At 66.1% G+C, this 18,757-nt stretch carries 11 protein-coding genes and 1 pseudogene; 8 read left to right on the forward strand and 4 right to left on the reverse strand.

Annotation, left to right across the window (positions count from 1 at the left end; all coding sequences use genetic code 11):
* Nucleotides 1-46 precede the first annotated feature (46 nt).
* From F0185_RS09680 to F0185_RS35430, 4 genes and pseudogenes are all read left to right on the forward strand, one after another.
* Nucleotides 47-1,414, forward strand: a complete 1,368-nt coding sequence (locus F0185_RS09680) for a hypothetical protein (RefSeq protein ID WP_167223804.1) — start codon at nt 47-49, stop codon at nt 1,412-1,414.
* Nucleotides 1,407-2,183, forward strand: coding sequence for a hypothetical protein (locus F0185_RS09685; RefSeq protein WP_370663998.1), 777 nt, complete (start codon nt 1,407-1,409; stop codon nt 2,181-2,183). The genes F0185_RS09680 and F0185_RS09685 overlap by 8 nt, the downstream gene beginning before the upstream one ends.
* A gap of 9 nt (nt 2,184-2,192) precedes the next feature.
* Nucleotides 2,193-5,015, forward strand: a complete 2,823-nt coding sequence (locus tag F0185_RS09690; RefSeq protein ID WP_167223805.1) for an ATP-binding protein — start codon at nt 2,193-2,195, stop codon at nt 5,013-5,015.
* 94 nt (nt 5,016-5,109) lie between these two features.
* Nucleotides 5,110-5,199: pseudogene (locus F0185_RS35430) on the forward strand (hypothetical protein); the annotation flags it as partial.
* Here F0185_RS35430 and F0185_RS09700 read toward each other — a convergent pair.
* Nucleotides 5,186-5,692, reverse strand: coding sequence for a CcdC protein domain-containing protein (locus F0185_RS09700; RefSeq protein ID WP_167223807.1), 507 nt, complete (start codon nt 5,690-5,692; stop codon nt 5,186-5,188). The pseudogene F0185_RS35430 and the gene F0185_RS09700 overlap by 14 nt on opposite strands.
* Nucleotides 5,693-5,859: 167 nt before the next feature.
* Here F0185_RS09700 and F0185_RS09705 point away from each other — a divergent pair, with 167 nt between their 5' ends.
* Together F0185_RS09705 and F0185_RS09710 are read left to right on the forward strand one after the other, a co-directional pair.
* Nucleotides 5,860-8,307: a S9 family peptidase gene (locus F0185_RS09705; protein ID WP_167223809.1), complete on the forward strand. Its 2,448-nt coding sequence runs from the start codon at nt 5,860-5,862 to the stop codon at nt 8,305-8,307.
* A gap of 106 nt (nt 8,308-8,413) precedes the next feature.
* Nucleotides 8,414-8,581 carry a hypothetical protein gene (locus tag F0185_RS09710; RefSeq protein WP_166890286.1) on the forward strand — a complete coding sequence of 56 codons (168 nt, stop codon included), beginning with the start codon at nt 8,414-8,416 and terminating at the stop codon, nt 8,579-8,581.
* A gap of 14 nt (nt 8,582-8,595) precedes the next feature.
* Here F0185_RS09710 and F0185_RS09715 read toward each other — a convergent pair whose 3' ends face one another.
* A complete protein-coding gene (locus tag F0185_RS09715; RefSeq protein ID WP_167223811.1) occupies nt 8,596-12,996 on the reverse strand; it encodes a translocation/assembly module TamB domain-containing protein in 4,401 nt (1,466 codons plus the stop codon).
* Nucleotides 12,996-14,894, reverse strand: coding sequence for an autotransporter assembly complex protein TamA (locus F0185_RS09720; RefSeq protein ID WP_167223813.1), 1,899 nt, complete (start codon nt 14,892-14,894; stop codon nt 12,996-12,998). The genes F0185_RS09715 and F0185_RS09720 overlap by 1 nt, the downstream gene beginning before the upstream one ends.
* Before the next feature lie 84 nt (nt 14,895-14,978).
* Between F0185_RS09720 and queC the strand changes: the two genes are divergently transcribed.
* The gene (gene queC / locus F0185_RS09725) at nt 14,979-15,683 is read left to right on the forward strand and encodes a 7-cyano-7-deazaguanine synthase QueC (protein WP_167223815.1); all 705 of its coding nucleotides are present in this window, start codon (nt 14,979-14,981) and stop codon (nt 15,681-15,683) included.
* Between the two features lie 276 nt (nt 15,684-15,959).
* A complete protein-coding gene (locus F0185_RS09730; protein ID WP_167223818.1) occupies nt 15,960-16,841 on the forward strand; it encodes a hypothetical protein in 882 nt (293 codons plus the stop codon).
* Between the two features lie 51 nt (nt 16,842-16,892).
* Here F0185_RS09730 and F0185_RS09735 read toward each other — a convergent pair whose 3' ends face one another.
* Nucleotides 16,893-18,515 (reverse strand): hypothetical protein, encoded by a 1,623-nt coding sequence (locus tag F0185_RS09735; protein ID WP_167223820.1) that lies wholly within the window; start codon nt 18,513-18,515, stop codon nt 16,893-16,895.
* Between the last annotated feature and the right edge of the window lie 242 nt (nt 18,516-18,757).

An 18,757-nucleotide genomic window follows, 5' to 3' on the forward strand; every position in this document is an offset into this window, starting at 1 on the left:
CAACGGCAGACCTTAGCCGCAAGCAAGAAACTGGTACCGGAACACGATGATGGAAACAACGGCAGGCGTGGCTGCAGAACCACTGACTTTAGGGCAAGACGACCACGACTCTCTGCAGGCGCACTTTCACGCCGGCATCTCGGCTGACGAGATCGAGCAAGTCTTTCATTTGAAGCGGGCGCAACCGACCCTGCAAGCGTTCACCGCACTGTTCCACGGCGGCGCCGACGGCGTGTTGATCCGCCTGCTGGTACTGCGCGAACTGGCGGCCGATACCAGCACCACCGCTTTTTCGCGAGCCGACATCAACCAGAAGCTGGCCTACCTGATTCCCGAAAGCCTGGAAACGGTGCTCACCCGTCTGCGTTCGCACAGCCTGCTGGCCTGGGACGCCCAGGCCGCCGTGTACCGCGTCACGCCGATGGCGCGCAATGTGCTCTCCTCGCTCGATACCCTGCTGTCGATGGGCCAGGCCGACGACGACGCCGAGATGGGCTTTTTGCTCTCGCAAGTGGCCGGCGCCCAGGCCGTGGGCGGCGTCACCGTGGAACAGCTCAAGCACCTGCTGGGGCGCCTGGTCGAACTGACCGAGGAGTTTCGCGATGCGATCGCCTCCGGTTCTGAATTTCGCCTGCGCACCTCGCAAGCGAAGTGGCACATGGCCTGCGACTGGGTCGAGAAGGGCTCCGAGATCCTGCGCGCGATCACCAGCGACGAACGCGCCGATTCGGCCACCCACAAGGCCGCGCAAGCGATCGGCCGCGCCCAGAGCGCGCTGCTGAACATGCAGGGCATGTTCTCGCGCGCGCTCAATCAGATCGAGCGCCAGCGCGTGCATTTGGGCCAGTCCGGCCTGTCGACCACGGACGTCAAGCGCTGGCTGCTGGCGCACGACGACTTATCGAGCCTGGCGCATGGCGCGATCGACCGCCCGCTGATGCCGCTGTTCGTCACCCCGGCCGAAATGATCGACGTGGCCGAAACCGAACTGCTGGCCGAACGCGGCCCCGCTACAGGCCCGGCCGGCCTGCCGCAAGGCGAGGATGCGCCGCTGACGATTAACGACGGCCCGGCGATCCAGGCCGAACTCGATGACTGGCTGGCGCGCCTGGCCGACTTTGCCAACCTCGGTAACTTCCCCAGCTTCTCGGAGCACGGCCCGAAAACGGTGCCGATCCAGGATTCGCTGCTGCCGGCCAGCTTTGCGGTGGCTTCGTACCGCGCCTCCATGCTGCCGCTCCTGGGCGACGCCGCCGAAGCGAGCCTGCAGGGCGCCACGGCGCAACTGGCGCGCCTGCCGATCACCTTCACGCCCACCGACGAGATGGTGCAGCTGAACGACCCGCACGTATTCGCGATGTCGATCGCCACCCTCTCACTTGATCTGGAAAGCGGCCCGGCCGATGATAAATGACGACTCCCAAATCCTGATTGCGCGCCTGCTGACGCATCAGACCCTGCGCCGCGACGACCGCCTGGTCAAGCGCGTGCTGTCCGATGAACTGTTCCGCGCCGAAGTCGACAAACGCCTGCTCGAATCGGGCCTGAAGTTGCTCGACAACGTGTATGCCGACCATGTAACCCTGGCGCTGCACCGGGCGGTGGAACCGAAGATATTCGGCGCCAAGGACATCTGGCAAAACAATAACTTCGGCCTCACGCGCGATGGCGTGGCGCTGCTGGTGGTGCTGTGGGCGCAGATCATCCTGCCCAAGCGCGAACGCCAGGAGACCCACCAGAACGCCGCCGACGACCAGAACGACCTGTTCGACAAGGACAAGCCGCTGCCGCGCGCGGAAGACACCTCGATCGGCATTTCGTACACCGCGCTGCTGTCGGACTTCGGCGACAAGCTCGGTAAAAAGACGCGCATGGACATGAACCTGGGCGCGCTCTCGCGCATGGGCTTCATCGAACGGCGCGGCGACGTGATCCTCGAAGGCGCGCTGCTCGACCTGCTGATGGATACCGACGTGCTCAAGGAACGCATCATCAACGGCGCCCTGGCCGACGTCTTCAAGCGCGCGCCGGTGGTGGCCGTGCCCAAGCCGGTCATGAGCGAGGCGGCCAACGACGCCGACGCGGTAGCCGACGCCGTAGCCGACAAGGTCACCGACGCCGTCTCGGCCATCCCTATCGAGCCGGCGGCCGATAGTGATCCCGCCGCCGATACCCCAACCTGAGGCTAGCCCATGTTCCACATTAAATCGCTCGAACTGGTCCACTGGGATTACTGGCAACGGATCAAGAACATCCCGCTCGACGCCAAGATCATCACCATCGCCGGCCAGAACGGCTCCGGCAAGACCACCTTGCTCGACGCGCTGCGCACCCTGTTCGGCCTCGATTGCTCGATGGGCCGCACCTACAAGCACTACGCGCGCCACTCCGGCCAGCAGACCGCGTGGATTCGCTCCGTGGTCGACAACAAGGCGGTGGGGCGCCAGTTGTCGAACCGGCCGTTCCGCAGCTCCGGTTTTTTCAGCGACGATGAAGTCACCCTGTTCTGCAAGATCGAAAAGAACGGCGGCGACTGGAAGCGCCAGTACCTTATGCGTCCGGGGAATATCCAGATCGAGGAAGTGAGCGACGCCACCGACTGGCTGGGCGTGGAGAACTACCGCAAGCGCCTGCACAACGCCGGCCTGTCGCCGGCCATGGCCAAGGTGCTGGCGCTGGAGCAGGGCGAAACCGACAAGCTGTGCGAATACGCGCCGCGCCAGTTGCTCGACCTGGTGTTCCAGGTCTTCGGCGACAAGGAAGTGCTGGACGCCTACGACGAAGCCAAGCGCCATCAGCGCGACACCGAAACGGAACTGAAACGCTTCGAAACCGAGTTGGAAGCCTCGCGCACCAACCTGGAAGGCCTGCGCCTGCGCGTGGCCAATTACCACCAGTGGGAAGACCTGCACAAGGAACGCCGCAACTTGCTGGAAGAAGTGCTGCCGAGCCTCGAATACCACGAAGCGCGCGAAAAGGCGGGCAACGCCAGCCGCGCGCTGCGCGAAGCCCGCAAACCGATGGCGCAAGCCGACACGCAGCTGATCGAAAAGCGCAACGCGGTCGCCGCGCAGGCAAAAGCGCTGTCGGACGCGCAGCAGCAGGAGACCTTGCTGGAGCAGGAAGCGACCGCCCTGGGCAGCCGCCTCACGCAAGTGAACGCCAAACTCAAACCGCTCGACAGCCTGCTCGAACAGAAGGAGCGCCTGCAAAAGCTGGCTGCCGATTCCGGGGCCGACATCGCCGAAGTAGCGGCCCAGCTGGACCAGAAAGAAGCCGAACTGACGCGCCAGCGCCTGGCGCGCGATGCGCTGGCCAGCCGCATCCTGACCGAAAAGTCGACCATCTCGGCCTTGCAGGGCAAGACCGCCATGCCCGAGCCGGACGCCGTGCGCGCCATGCGCCGCGCCTTGCGCGACGACGGCATCCCGCACGCGATGCTGTCCGATATCGTCGAAGTGACCGACCCCAAATGGCAGGGCGCGGTCGAAGGTGTGCTGGGCGGGTATGCCTCAGTGGTGCTGCTCGAACGTCCCAAGGATGCGGCGGCCGCCTACCGGCTGGCCGAGAAGGAGCGCTATCGCCACTTCATCGTCCCCGAGTGCATCAAGGCGCCCGTGACGAAAGACGACAGCCTGCTGTCGGTGGTGCGTTTTTCGGCCGCCGCTCCGCAATGGCTGATCGACCAGCTGGCGCGCATCGAGCGTGTCGATTCGGTGGAAAAGGGCTTCAAGCTGCACCGCGACGCCGAGTGGATCACGCCGGACGCGTATCACCGCGAACGGCGCGGCGGACGTTCGCTGTTCGTGGAAGTATCGCGCTACCGCTTCGGCACAGCCGGCCGCGGCCAGCGTATGGAAGCGCTGCAAAAGTCGCTGCCGGCACTGGAAGCGCAGGAAGACGCGCTCACCATCACCGTCAGTAAACTCGCCTCGGAAGTGGGCGCGCTCAAGGCCCGCATCGCCGGTGTCGACGCAGCCAAGGAACTGGCCGCGCGCCAGGCGGAATTCGACGAAGCGCTGCGCAGCACCGTGCCGCTCAAGGCCGAACGCATGGACGTGGGCACGCGCCTGGGCGAATTGCAGGCGCTGACCAAAGCGGCCACGGTGGCGCGCACGCGCGCCGACACGGTATGGCAGAACGCGCGCATGACCCTGTCGGAGGCCGAAGCCGGCCTGCGGCTCGGTCACAAGCGCCAGATCGAACAGCGCGCCGACCATGCGCGCGCGCTGCTGGACTTGCGGCGCGCCTGGCGCCATCTACCGCAAGGCTGGCGCCGACTGGCGCGGCGCGCGGCGCTGGTGGCCGAACACCAGAATGCGCACCAGGTCGACCTGCGCGTGTCCTCGCTCGAACACAGCCTGGCGCGCGACGACTGGGAGTTGGACGCCACGGTCATCGACCAGCATCACCGCCTGAACGAGCAGTTGCAGGGCCGCCAGACCGAGACCGACGAACGGCGCTACCAGAACAACCGCGCGATCGACGCGACCGCGAATGCGCGTGGCGCGTACATCGAGCGGCTGCGCTACACCATCAAGACCTACAGCAAGAACATCAAGGAGCTGGGGGAACTGGCGGGGATCGAAGTGCATGCCGACCCGGTCAAGCTGGAGAACGAAGACGTGCAGTTGTCGCAGGCTGGCCTGCACGTACGCTTCAAGTTCGACGGCAAGGACCAGATCGGGATGAACGACGGCGAAGCGTCGGGCGGACAGCAGGTGATGAAGTCGCTGGTGTTGCTGATTGGTTTGCTCAAATCCGAAGATGGGTCGGGCGGGTTTGTGTTTATCGACGAACCGTTTGCGCACCTCGATATCCGGAATATCCAGCTGGTGGGCGAGTTCCTCAAGAACACCGAGGCGCAGTATCTGATGACGACGCCGCTGACGCACAACACGGACGTGTACGACCCGTCGGAGCTGACGCTCATTACCAGCAAGAAGAAGAAGGATATGCCATGGGCGCAGCCGATTTTCGTGCTGCAGCGGCGTGTGACGCCGGCGGTGGCCTAACGTCGTTCCCGCGCAGGCGGGAACCCAAGTTTTCAGATCTGCCGCTGAATGAAGAACTTGGGTTCCCGCCTGCGCGGGAACGACGGAGCTAGCGGCGGGAACGACGGAGCTAGCGGCGGGAACGACGGAGCTAGCGGCGGGAACGACGGAGCTAGCGGCGGGAACGACGGTTACGCCGCGTTGATTTCCTTCTTCAACGCCCGGCGCCAGCGGATCAAGCCCGCAGAATAGGTTCCGAAATACCCCGCCGTCAGCCCCAGCGCGAGAAGCGTGATGAAGCTGTCGGTGAATCCCGGCGTCGGCACGTTGCTGCCCTGGTTCGCATAAATCTCCACCCCGATATACATCACCCTTGCGAAAAACAGCATCGCAATGACTATCCCCAGACGCGCATTCGGCGTGAAGTAGCAGGTGTCGTTTTCGAACCTGGTCAGCTTGAGCCCCCAGATTCCGTACGCGATGCCGGCCGCCGTGCCCACGGCCAGCCAGCCCAGGAGCGGCAAACGTGTCATCACCTCCGACCCGGCCACCAGGATCATCGCCGCGAACACGCCCAGCCCCGTGTAATGGCGCGAGACGATCGAGCGCTGGCGCATCATCATGGCCTTGAGGCGCTGGTAAAAGCGCCACACCAGAAAGGGGGCGAGCACCAGCAGTGCGATAGTGGTAATTGACATGGGGTTTGCGAATCCGGTCCGGAAACACGCATTATAAACGCCCGCCGCGGAGCCTTGATTTCACCCACCCCGCATGTCCTAAGCCCCGTAAATACCGGAAAAGAGCGGATTGACAAGCCCGCCAGGAGTGCGCAAGATGGAGGATCGCCTACACCCGAGACCCCTCCATGCGCCACCGCCTCCCGATCGTCCCGCTGACCATGTCCCTGCTCGCCGCCACGCCGAATGCGCACTCCCAGTACCAGCTGCCGCCGGCGCAATTGCAGGCCATTGTCGACGCGCCGCGCGCACCGGCGCTGGGCCTGTCCCCGCAGCGCAACCTGGCGGTGATGGTCGATACGCCGGCCCTGCCCAGCATCGCCGAAGTGGCGCAGCCCGAACTCAAGCTGGCCGGCCTGCGCATCAATCCGCGCACCTATTCGCCGAGCCGCTTCAGTTTCGGCACGGGCCTCAAGCTGCTCGATATCGCGACCCAGAAGGAAATCAAGATCATGGGCCTGCCCAAGCAGCTGCGCCTGGCCGATACGGCATGGTCGCCCGATCAGCGCTACCTGGCGTTTACCCACGTCACCTACGCCGACCGTGATGGCGCATCCGGCGTCGAACTGTGGCTGGTCGATATCAACACCCGCATCGCGCGCCGCCTGACCGCGCAGCCGCTGTCCTACCTGGGCGGCTCGGGATTTTCCTGGATGCCGGACGCCAAAGGCTTGCTGGTGCATTTCAAGCCGATCGGGCGCGGCAAGGCGCCGCAAGCGACCGGCGTGCCAGGCGGCCCGATTTTGCAGGACAGCCAGGTCAGCGTCGGCGCGCGCCAGTTGCGCACCTACCAGGACCTGCTCAAAAATGAAGAAGACGCGCGCCTGTTCGAGCATTACGCCAGCTCGCAACTGGCGCTGGTCGACCTGTCGGGCAAGCTGCGCCTGATCGGCAATCCGGAACTGTACACCGACGTGTCGGTCGCGCCGAACGGCAAGCTGCTGCTGTCGTCCGTGCTGCAGCGCCCCTTCTCGTACGTGGTGCCGGCATCGGCCTTTCCGCGCAAGGTCGATGTGCGCGACCTGGCCGGCAAGCAGGTGCACCTGGTGGTCAACAAGCCGCTGGAAGAAGGCCTGCCGCCCGGGAACGACGCCGTGTCGGCCGGCGTGCGCAAGGTCAGCTGGCGCGTCGACGCCCCGGCCACCCTGGTCTGGGCCGAAGCGCAGGATGGGGGCGACCCGGCCAGGGCGGCCGAGGTGCGCGACATCGTCTACGCCCACGCCGCCCCGTTCGCGGGCGAACCGGCCGTGCTGGCCAAACTCGGTTCGCGCTACGAGCGCGTGGTCTGGGGTAATGATGACGTGGCCTTGCTCGGCGAAAGCTGGTACAAGACGCGCGCCGTCAAGATCTGGCGCCTGCGCCCGGAACAGCAGACGGTGGCGCCCGAGCTGCTGTTTTCGTACTCCGCCGAAGACCGTTACAACAATCCCGGCTCACCGGTCACCATGCCGGACGCCGCCGGCCGTCCGCGCCTGGTGATCGGCGCCGATTCGACCATCCTGCTAGGCGGCAGCGGCGCCTCGAACGAAGGCGACCGCCCCTTCCTCGACCGCTTCAACCTGGCCAGCAAGGCCAAGGAACGCCTGTTCCAGAGCGAGGCGCCGTATTACGAAAGCATCGTGACGGTGCTCAGCGACGACGGCTCGCGCCTGTTGACCACGCGCGAGTCGCCCACCGAGCGGCCGAATTTTTATGTGCGCGACCTGAAACGCAGCGGCGCGGCGCAACTGACGGCGCTGACCAACTTCCCGCATCCGACCCCGCAGTTAAAGGATGTGCAGAAGGAGCAGATCCGCTACAAGCGCGCAGATGGCGTCGACCTGACCGCCACCCTGATGCTGCCGCCGAACTACGAAGCCAAGCGCGATGGCCCGCTGCCGCTGCTGATGTGGGCCTATCCGCAGGACTTCAAGAGCGCCAGCGCGGCCAGCCAGACCACCGGTTCGCCATTCCGCTTCAACGCCATCAGTTACTGGGGACCGGCGCCGATGCTGGCGATGGGCTACGCGGTGCTCGATAACCCGTCGATGCCGATCGTCGGCGCCGGCGACGCCGAACCGAACGACAGCTACCTGCCGCAGCTGGTGGCCAACGCCGAAGCGGCGGTCAATGAAGTGGTGCGGCGCGGCGTGGCCGAGCGCCACCGCATCGCCATCGGCGGGCACTCGTACGGCGCTTTCATGACCGGCAACCTGCTGGCGCATACGCGCCTGTTCAAGGCCGGCGTGGCGCGCAGCGGGGCGTACAACCGCACGCTCACGCCGTTCGGTTTTCAATCGGAGGAGCGCGAGTTCTGGAAGGCCAGGGAGGTGTACCAGGCCATGTCGCCGTTTAATAACGCCGACAAGATCAAGGATGCGCTGCTGCTGATCCACGGCGAGCAGGATAACAATTCGGGCACGTTTCCGATGCAGAGCGAGCGCATGTTCCAGGCCATGAAGGGCCTGGGCGGCACCGCGCGCCTGGTGATGCTGCCCAACGAAAGCCACGCTTACCGCGCGCGCGAGTCGATCATGCACATGCTCCACGAGACCAATTCCTGGCTCGACAAATACGTCAAGAACGCCAAGCCGTAAACAACACAGGGGCCGCTGGTGGCGGCCCCCGGCAACTGTCCAAGCGTACGGCCCCGCCGCGACGCTTATGATAGTGTCTGCGCTCCACCAACGAGGAGCGAGCCCCATGAACCCAGCAACCATCGACGCCCACCGCGCACCAGACCCTGTGCCGGTCGATGAACCATCTCCCGAGCCGTTCGACAATCCCCACCCGCATCACCAGCCGGTCAAGCACCCGCAGGACGACGATCCGGTGCCCGACCCGAAGCCGAGCACCTTTTTCCTGCACTAAGTTCTGGCACCAGCCTAGTCGAAGGCCCACGAATAGAGCACGTCGAGCGCGGTGTTGGTCCCGGTCTGGAACTGCAGGGTGATGCGCGGATTGAGCTTGTAGCGAATCTTCACCAGGCTCGATGCGGTCGTCGCGCCCTGCTCGAAACTGAGGTAGGCGCGCGACGAAATGCGCTTGCCGACCGTGACCACGGTGCTTTCCAGCCCCTTGGCCTGCGACAGTCCCAGTTCATCGACGCCGAGCGAGTTGGCCAGGCGCGACTGGAACCCGCCGCCGCTGCCCGAGCCGCCCAGCAGGGCGCCGGCGGCGGCGCTGAGCAGGCCCGCCTCGTTGCCCGACGTCGCTTCCATCCCGTGCCCCAGCACCAGCCATGACAGTTTTTCGCTGTCCGGCACCGACGGCGTCGACACCAGCTTGGCCACCGGCGAGAGGGCCGAGCCGCGCACTTCGACGCCCGCTTCCACATTGGTCTCGGAGAGCTGCTCGCCTTCGGGACGGCGGCGCACCGCGCGGATGTTCAGGGCAGGATTGTCGGCCGGGCCGCTGAAGGTCAGCACGCCGCGCTCGATGTCGAGGTTCTGTCCATACGCCCGGTACGTGCCGCTGGTCACGCGGATCGAGCCGTTGGCGCGCGGCGGACGCCCGCCGGTGGTGCGCACCCGCAGCGAGCCGGCCAGTTCGGCGTCGATGCCCATGCCGCGCAGGCGGAAGGCGTCGCCCAGGTCCGCTTCCACATCCATCGTCAGCGGCATGCTTGGCTCGGCCTTGACCGCCGGCGTACCCACGCCGGCCCGCCCCAACACGATCACGTCGTCCGACAGGGTAGGGCGGCCCTGCGGCGCCAGTTCGATCAGCGCGCGGTCGGCCTTGAATTTGCCTTCCAGCGAGAAGCGCTTGGCGTCGCGGATCAGGGTGCTCTGGCCGCTGACGATCACGGTGCGGTCGGGGCGCGACAAGATTTCGAGCTTGTCGGCCACCAGTTTTAACTGCATGGTCGCTTCGCCGCCGGCAAAGCGCACCGCGCCGTCGGCCACCGCCGTGCCTTGCACGCCGTCGAAACTGAGGCGCTGCAGCAGCAGCTGGTCGCCGGTGAGCTGGGCGCGCAACTGGCCGTTACCGAGCTTGACGCCCTGTTCGGCCCAGCGCAGCGCCAGTTTGTCGCCGTTGACGTTGCCGTTCAGGGTCGGCGTGCCGACCGTGCCGCCGCCGGTGAGCGCCAGTTTCAGCGCGCCGTCCAGTTCCAGCCCCGGTTGCCCGGTAAAGGGCGCCAGCCACGCGATCGACACCATGTCGGCGTTGGCCGTCATTTTCAGGGGGCTGGCGTTGCCCAGGCGGCCTTCAATCATTTGCGCGGTGGCGTCGATATCGGCCTGGCCGATGCGGGTGCCGTCGACCTTGGCCTGCATGCGCAGCGCGCCGCCCGTGATGTCGGCGCGCAGGTCGAGCGTGCGCAGTCCCAGCACCACCGGTACATCGGCGCCGGCGATCACGTCGCCGCTTTCGCGGAACACGTGCAGCATGCCGTTCAGGGCCGGCGTGGCGCCATTGGGCGCCTGCATGTCGAGCGCCCAGTCGGCGCCGAGCAGCAGGTTGCCGCTGATGGCGTCGCGCATGCCGGGCGAGAATTGCGCCAGGTAGGTCAGCGGCACGCCGGCCGCCGCGCCCTTGCTGGTCCAGTGCGGGCCGTTCTTGTCGAGCGACTGTACGCTCACGCTGCCGTTGGGGAGCTTGATCACCGCGTTGCTCATGCTGATCTGCTGCGGCCTGGCCAGGCCGGCCATGCCGTCGCCGGGAGCGACCGCGATGCGCAGCGGCACCGGCGCCTGCAGCGCGAACGCGTAGCGTCCCTTGTTCTGCAGCGCCGCCACGGTGCCGGTCCAGGCGCTGTTGGCCCAGCCGCCGCGGATTTCGCCGGCGGCGTCAAACGCTTCGCTGCGCGCGTCCAGGCGCAGCACGTGGGCGCCGCGCGTGCCGCTCGTTTGCAGGTGCGCGCTGTCGATGCGGGTGTCGCCGCTGACGTACTCGGTAATCGCAATGTCGCTCACCAGCGGGTCGTCCGGCCCGCGCCCGCTGCCAAGATTGGCGCTCGCGCGCAGGGTCTTGACCTGGTGCTTGCCGAGCACCTTGAGGTTCTGGCCTTCCAGCGCGGCGGTCACCGCCGGCGCGGCCATCGTGCCCGAGACAGTGCCCGAACCTTTGAGCACGCCGCCGTAGTCGGGGCCGAGCGCGGCCAGTTGCGGCGCGTCGATGCGCCAGTCAAGCTTGTCGGAGGCGGCGCCGAAGCTGCCCTTGGCGGCCACGATGTTCGGCCCCACGTGCAGGTCGACGTCGGCGTTGGAAACGTGTTTTGCGTCGGCCGCCACCTTGGCGTGCCCCCAGAAGGGCGAGTTGGCCAGGGTCGATGGCTGCAAGGCCAGATCCAGGTTGCCGCGCCAGTCGGGGCCGGAGCGGCCGGTGACATCAAAACTGCCGTTGATGCTGCCCGCCAGCGGCGAGCCGAAAGCGGCCGGATTGAAGCGCTGCGCCGTGCCGGCCGCCTTGACGTCGACCGCTCCTTTGTCCAACCATGCTTCGCCGGTCGCGTGCAGCAGGCTGTTATTGGCCTTGCGCGCCGCCGCCACCCAGCCAAGGCCGGTCGCGTCGACTTCAAAAGTGGTGCGCGGCGCGGCCATGGTGCCGGTGACGACGCCGTTGGCCGCCAGCGCACCGTACAAATCGCTGCGCGCGGCCGCCAGGTCGGTGGCGTTGACCTTCCAGGTGAGTTTTTCGCCCGCTGCGCCGAACGAGCCGGCCAGTTCCGCCGTGTTCTTGCCCAGTGCGAGCGTGGCGGCCACGCCGCTGATGTGGGTGGCGTCGGCATTGAGCTTGCCTTTGCCCGACAGCGGCTGGTCGAACAGGCGGCTTGGCCGCAGCGCAAAATCGGCCGCCACTTTCCACGCCGGCGACAAAGCACCGGCGGCGTTGATGTCGGCGTTGATGTCGGCCTTCGGCAGGTCGCCGAAGGCGGACGGATCGAACTTGACGGCGCTGGCGGCGAGCTTGAATTCGCGCTTGCCGGCCAGGTTGGCGCTGCCGTTCACATTCACGCTGCTGGCGCCGGCGGCCAGGCGCGCCTGCTGCACGGTCAGCACGTTGTCGGCCAGGGTGGCTTTCGCTTCCAGGCGCATGCCCGCTTCCACCAGCCTGGTGGTGAAGGTCTGGGTGCTGCCCTCGTTGGCGACGGTGATGTCGCCGGCGATCTTGGTCGACTTCATGCGGCTGTGCAGGCGCTTGATGTCGATGCCGTCGGTGTGCAGCGCAAAGCCGGCCGTGCCGATTCCCTTGTCGGCCGCGGTGCGCGCCACCGTGCCGCTGCCGGTGAATTTGCCGGCTTCGCCCAGGTCGATCAGCACCGCGCCGATCTCCAGCGCCGACAGGTTGCCTTTGAGTTCACCGCGCATGGCGCGCAGCGGCAGCCGTTGCAGGTCGATCGGGCCGGTCGCGCCGGCGTTGTCGATCGCCACGCTGCCGGCGATGTTGCGGTTCGCTTCGATGCGCGCCGTGATCGCCAGCGACAGGTCGGCCTTCGGCAGTTCGGGATTGAAAAAGCCCGGGTCGATATTCTTGCCGTGGATGGTCAGGGCGCGCAGCGGGATTGCATCGAACGGCGCCAGCGTGAATTTTGCGTCGCCGCTGGCCTTGCCCGATACCGCCGTGGCGTCGAGTTGCGTCGTCACCAGGTCGCCGCCCACGCCCAGCTTGATCTGCGCCGGCTGCTGGCCGGCGGGGACCACGAGCTGGGTCAGGCTGGCGGTGCCGGCCAGCTTGAACGGATGGTTGGCGCCGATGCTGGCGTCGGCCATGGCCTTGCCCCACGGGGTGATGGCGCTGGCTTTGCGCAAGGCCCATTGCGTCGGGTCGCCCAGGAGGTCGAAGCGCACGTCGGTGATCACCGTTTCGGCCCCCGGCGCGGCGGCGTTGGTCATGATGACTTTGGCCAGGCGCGCATCGTCCACTTCGAGCTTGAACGGGGGGGCCAGCTTGGTCGGCATCTTGGCCGGTTCGCCTTCGCGCAGGGTATCCATGCGCAGGGTGGCCACGTGCAGCTTGTTGATCGCCACGCCGCGACTGAGGTACTGGAAGGGCGACCAGTCGATGTCGATGTTTTCGGCGGTGATGACTTGTTCGGGCGTGCGGTAGACGACTTTACCGACGTGCATGGCGCCATACAGCGAGCCGTTCACGCCGGTGACGACGATGCTGCCGCCGCTGGCGTTGGCCACGCGCTGGACCAGCATTTGCAGGGTGGTTTCGCGTCCCAGGTACCAGTAGGCGCCGCCCAGCAGGGCGCCGGTGACGACCACGCCGACGGCGACGCGGCGCGGCCAGCGGCGCTGGCGGACCGGCGGGGTAGTAGGGGTTTCGGCGGTAGTCATCAGAATGTAAAGCCCAGTGAGAAGTGCAGGCGCGCTTTTTTGAGCGCTTGTCCGTATGCGAGATCGACGTTGATCGGGCCGACCGGGCTGCGCCAGCGCGCGCCCAGCCCATAGCCCGATTCCGGTTTCAGGTCCTTGAATTTGTCGGCGGCGTTGCCGGCGTCGTAGAAGAAGGCCACGCCCCAGGGCGGCTTGAACCAGTATTGGTATTCCACGCTGCCGGTGAGCAGATAGCGCCCGCCGACGATGGCGTCGCCTTCGCGCACGCCCAGTTCCTGGTAGCCGTAGCCGCGCACCGACTGGTCGCCGCCGGCGCGGAACAGGAAGGTCGACGGCACGCCGGCCTTGTCGCGCGAGGCCAGTACGCCGGCTTCGCCGCGCACGATCAGGTTGCTCGACGGTCCGAGCGGACGGTATTGGACGAAGCGGGTGCTGGCGCGCAGAAAGCGTTCATCGGTCAGCACCGGCAGCACCGCGCCGCCGAACTGCGCGTTGAGCACATAGCCGCGCGTCGGCAGCACCAGGTTGTCGAGCGCGCGCTTGGTCCAGCTGAAGGTGAGCGGCACGCTCTGGCTGCGGCGCGTTTCCACGCCTTCGACCATGCGCCGCTCGCTCAGGTACTCGAGCGTCAGGCTGCGTTCGAGCAGCGGCGTGCCCCAGGCGCGGCGCCCGGCCACGGTGGCCACGTTGGTCACTTCGCCGCGCAGGTCGGTGCGCTCGAAACCGGCGCCGAAGCTGTCGTTGTAGCCTTTTTCGGTGGTCGGAAAGTAAAAATCGGAGCGCGCGGTCTGGCGCTTTTGCTCCATGATCAGGTTGCTTTTCATGCGCAGGCCGAACACGTCCAGGTCGGCGTAATTGAGCTGGGCGCGCGCGCCGGTGTTGGTCGAATAACCGAGACCGACGTCGACATTTTTTTGCTTGTTTTCGGTCACGCGCACCAGCACCGGCAGGATCGCCGGGTTGGCCACCGGCGGGCGCGGGATGTCCTTCTGGTCGTCGGTCATGGCGTCGATGTCTTCCGACAGCGCGGCCGACATGTCGGCGCTCACTTCCACGGTGCTGAAGTAGCCGGTGTCCTGCAGGCGCGCCTGGTAGGCTTGCAGGGCCGCTTCGTTGTATTCCTGGCCGGGGCGGATGCGATTGAGGTTGCTCACGATGGTGCGCGAATAGCGCTTCAGGCCTTCGACCCGCAGTTCGCCGAAGCGCGCTTCGGGGCCGCTGTCGAGCACCACCTTGAGCAGGGCGCGGCGCACGTCGGGGTCGACGATGGCGCTCGATTCGACCAGCTGGGCGCGCGGATAGCGCGCCATCATCACCTGGCGCAGCAGGTTGCGCTTGGCGCCTTCCCAGTCGGCCTGGCGAAAGCGCTGCCCGACCGGCAAGCCCCAGCGGCTGCGCAGGTCGTCCGCGTTGTACGGTTTGGCGTCGCCGACCGGCTCGAAACCCTTGAGCACCAGTTCGACGTCGCCCACCAGTACCGGCTGGCCCGGATCGACCGTGATGCGCGCGACCGGTTTGGCGCCGCTGGTGTCCAGGCCCGCGCTGACTTTGGGCGAATAGTAGCCTTCGGTGGCGATCAGGGTCTTGGCTTGCTCGGGCACGGCCTTGACCAGGCGCTGCAACTGGTCGAGGTCGAGGCGCGGGTTGCCCTGCCAGCGCACCAGGTCCAGGTTTTCTTCGAGCAGGTCGTCGAGCGGGCCGGGGGCGTCCACCTTGACCGAGTAATCGATGCCGCGCGCCGGCGCTGGCTGCACGGCTGGCTGTGACGGCGCTTCGGTCTCCTGCGCCAGCGCCAATGCCGGCGGCGCCCCCAAGCACACGGTCACGGCGATCTGTGCCAAAATTCGTCGCTGACGCGGCGTCCGGGCTGTTGTTTTGTCTGGTGTTGCGGGAAACATGTCGCTCCAATGGGAAAATGCTCCGGGCATCTTACCGGATCGGCTGCAATGATGGCGAACGTCTAATGATCTGGAAAATACAATATGCAACAAGCTGATACCGCACTGGTGTTGTTTAGCGGTGGACAAGACTCCGCCACCTGCCTGGCCTGGGCTTTGGAACGTTATGCGCGCGTGGAAACCATCGGTTTCGACTACGGCCAGCGCCACGCCATCGAGCTGACCGTGCGCCCGACAGTGCTGGGCAAGATGCGCGCGTTAAAGCCCGACTGGGATGCGCGCCTGGGCGAAGATCACATGGTCGACCTGTCCGTGATCAGCAAGATTTCGGATACCGCCATGACCAGCAACGTGGCTATCGAAATGCAGGCCAACGGGCTGCCGAACACCTTTGTACCGGGGCGCAACCTGCTGTTCATGACCGTGGCGGCCACCGTGGCCTACCGCCGTGGCCTGAATGTGCTGGTCGGCGGCATGTGCGAGACCGACTTTTCGGGCTATCCGGACTGCCGCGACGACACCATGAAGGCGCTCCAGGTGGCCCTGAACCTGGGCATGGCCACGCGCCTCAAGCTCGAAACGCCGCTGATGTGGATCGACAAGAAGCAGACCTGGCAACTGGCGCACGACGCCGGCGGCGCGGCGCTGGTCGACCTGATCCGGGAAGACACCCATACCTGCTACCTGGGCGAGCGCGGCGCGCTGCATGCCTGGGGCTACGGCTGCGGCAGCTGCCCGGCCTGCGCCCTGCGCGCGCGCGGTTACCTGCAGTACGCCGGCGCCGCGTGAACGGCGCGGCGGCGGCGTGGTGCTGTACTGTCTCCTCACGATCCGCCTGCCACTGCACCCAAGCCGCACCCGGCTCGCGCCGCCGCCGCAGTGTTGGATTTTGGTATACGACAGCCTCCGGCGCTGTATTTATAGGCTTCGGGCCGGCCGCTGAAGCTTCTTCAGTGCAATAATACTGATAGGAAATGAACATGCCTGGCGTGCTTGCGCCCCGGGTTTTTCGCTTCCATCACACCCATCCCGCACCGATCCTGCACTCAAGCGAGCCTCTATCCCATGACCATGAAAAACCTGTTCCCTTTCACTCCCGCGATCCGCGGCCTGCTGGCCGGCGCCGCCATGCTTTCTTTGCTGACCGGCTGCCTGAACGCCCCGATGGTCGATACGACCAAGTACAGCGCCCCGAAATCGGTGGTGATCGAAGATTTCCCGGATATGAAAGTGGCGGCCGTGATTGGCGTGGTCGTGCCCAAGTCGTACGCCTTCCCGGGATTTCATTTTTCGCGTCACGCCGATTTTTTCTACATGGACGATGAGCTCAACGAGTTGCCGGCCGACGCACCGCCGCTGTTCCAGTACCAGAGCGCCGGCATTCTGAATGCGGCGATCGGGAACATGGTGACCGGTTCCGAAGAGAAGACCCAAAAACGCGCCGAAGGTTTCCATGGCGCCGTGCTGGCGCGCCTGCCGGGCTTCGACATGCGCAAGGATTTCCTCGCCAGCCTGCGCAAGTCGCTCGAAGCGCAGGGCATCACCGTGACGCTGTCCGATGCCGGCCGGCGTAACTATCCGCGCCATCGCTGGGCGGCCGCGGATGCGGAAGGCAACAAGTATCCGCTCGGTCCGCTGGCATCGTCGGCGCCGGTGGATGCCGACCTGCTGGTGCAAATCAGCCCGGTTGCGTTTTACATGGCGCCCGGTGGCTTGAATGCGTACTTCCGCAATGCCAGCGTCGGCGTGGCCTTGTACAACGGCCGCACCAAGCAGTTCCTCGGGCGCCAGACGCTGGTATTTAGCAACGGCGGCTTCGCCTACCAGTACATGAAGTACGATACCCTGGTCAGCGATATTCCGGTGGCCGCCCCGGCCCTGCGCGAGGCTGTGCTGTCGCTGGTGCCGCAACTGGTCGACCTGATCAACGCGCGTCCGGTCAAGTAAGCGCTCTTGCCGGGGCTGCCGGCATGTGCCGCGGCGGCCCCGGCGCTTGGGTCAGGGCTTGCGCACGAAGTTGTGGTATTCCGTGACCCAGCTCACGCCATTGTCGACGGAGCGGCGAATCGCGTAGAAGCCGCGCTCCTTGCCGTGGCTGAGCATGGCGCCCGAGGGCAGGATGTCTAGCGCGCCGCCCGGAAATTGACCGACCTGGGTCCATTTGCGGCCCAGGTCGCTGCTGGTATGCAGGACCGGGCCGGACGTCTGGTCGAGCGGCAGCGCCGTGCTGCGCACCCACAGGTCGTCGCCGCCCGCTTGCAGGGGTACCCAGGCGTTGCGCGGGGTGGGCACTTCCTGCCAGCTCAGGCCCTGGTCCCTGGTGATATAGGCGCCCCCGAACATTTTGCCACGCACGCCGATGGTGCCGTTGGGACTGGCCTGGGCCGCCTCGACTTTCATTTCTTTCGGCATCTTGCGCGTGACCCACTGGCCGCTCGCGTAATCGAGCAGATGCAAGCTGTCCTCGACCGCGAAGCCGAAGCCGCGCTCCGTGCGCCAAGGCCAGAAGCCCGACTGGCCCCACCAAAAATCTTTCTTGAGAGGCAAGCTGGTCACCTGCTTCCAATTGCCGCTGTCGATGTCCCTGGCGTGGAACACGCTCAACAGCTCATTGCTGTGCAGGGTGATATACCAGCCGGCGCGCTCGTTGCCGGCCACGTAGATCAGGTTCCCGTTTGGCAGGTTGCCGGGGGCGACCGGCGTGAGCGTGGTGGCGCCCGGCGCCAGCCGCACGATGGTGTTCGCTTCGCCGACCCCGATCAGGGTGGCGTTGGGCAGCGCGACCGGCAGCACGCACGCCAGCGAATTGAGGTCCTTGCCTTGCACGCTGCTCCATTCACCCGTCGCCGAGCGCAGCAGCACCGCGCCCATTTTGGCGGCGGCGGCGATGCGTCCGTCCGGATACTCGCTGAAGCAGCCGGCGCCGACCGGACGGCGCAGCGCGATGGTTTCGGCCACGTCATCCTCCAGGCGCGCCGTGGTCCAGCCGGGTGCCGCGTCGCGGTCCAGTAAGCGGGCGTGCGGCGGCGATTTGCGCTCGAGAAGCTGGCGATTGTCGGTATGCAGCGCGCTGCGGCCCATGATCGTGGCTTTGTTGAGTGGGGTAATCACCGTGCGGCCAAGGTCCACCGTTTGGCCGGGCAAGACCGTGAAGGTGCCGAACAGGTCGCGCCGTTTTGAACCGATGGTGGGCGTGACGGTGGTCTGGGTGGTGATCCTCCAGCCCACCAGCTCGTCGACCGTTTGCAGGAAGTAGGGCTTCATCCTCACTTCCACCATCTGGTAGTCGCCGGCCGGCAGCACGCCGACAAACACCGCGCTGTCGAAGGCCAGCGCGGGTGCGACCTGGCCGATCACGTAGATATCGGCATTCTCGCCGGGCGCCGCCGTCTTGCCCTCGCCGGGTGCGCCGAGGCGGCGCACGTTGACGGACACCATGTCCAGCACGGTCACCAGGTTGGTGCTCACGCTCACGACCACCGTCCCTTCCTCCGCCTTGGGCACGCGAGCGAGCGGGTCGTCGGCGCGGGTCGAGCGGTCGAAGGCGGCGCTGGGGCCAGCGGCCAGCAGCAGGAACAAGCCGGGCAGCAGTGCGCGGGCGGGGTGGAATGCAAGAGACATGAGGTCCGATCGTCGGTGCGGGGGAAGGGCGTCATCCGGCTGCTGAGCGCATGGAGTTAACGCATGGAAATATTATCCCATGCTTGCCCTGGCCGGTGTGCCGCTGTATTCACAGTGTGGTTTGGCGGCACGCCACACTTATTCAATTTGCATGATTATCTATTAACATTCTTGTTGTTGAAACCTTTCCCGCGTAGTACATTCAAGCCAGTGACACCTCCCCGATAGCGCATGCCACCGGG

It is taken from the genome of Massilia rubra (genome assembly GCF_011682065.1).
Taxonomy (GTDB): Bacteria; Pseudomonadota; Gammaproteobacteria; order Burkholderiales; family Burkholderiaceae_D; genus Telluria_A; species Telluria_A rubra.

Bases quoted from the DNA above. Each gene is read 5' to 3' on its own strand.
- F0185_RS09680 (WP_167223804.1), top strand. From the start codon at position 47: ATGATGGAAACAACGGCAGGCGTGGCTGCAGAACCACTGACTTTAGGG.
- F0185_RS09690 (WP_167223805.1), top strand. From the start codon at position 2,193: ATGTTCCACATTAAATCGCTCGAACTGGTCCACTGGGATTACTGGCAA.
- F0185_RS09700 (WP_167223807.1), bottom strand. From the start codon at position 5,692: ATGTCAATTACCACTATCGCACTGCTGGTGCTCGCCCCCTTTCTGGTG.
- F0185_RS09705 (WP_167223809.1), top strand. From the start codon at position 5,860: ATGCGCCACCGCCTCCCGATCGTCCCGCTGACCATGTCCCTGCTCGCC.
- F0185_RS09710 (WP_166890286.1), top strand. From the start codon at position 8,414: ATGAACCCAGCAACCATCGACGCCCACCGCGCACCAGACCCTGTGCCG.
- F0185_RS09715 (WP_167223811.1), bottom strand. From the start codon at position 12,996: ATGACTACCGCCGAAACCCCTACTACCCCGCCGGTCCGCCAGCGCCGC.
- F0185_RS09720 (WP_167223813.1), bottom strand. From the start codon at position 14,894: ATGTTTCCCGCAACACCAGACAAAACAACAGCCCGGACGCCGCGTCAG.
- queC (WP_167223815.1), top strand. From the start codon at position 14,979: ATGCAACAAGCTGATACCGCACTGGTGTTGTTTAGCGGTGGACAAGAC.
- F0185_RS09730 (WP_167223818.1), top strand. From the start codon at position 15,960: ATGACCATGAAAAACCTGTTCCCTTTCACTCCCGCGATCCGCGGCCTG.
- F0185_RS09735 (WP_167223820.1), bottom strand. From the start codon at position 18,515: ATGTCTCTTGCATTCCACCCCGCCCGCGCACTGCTGCCCGGCTTGTTC.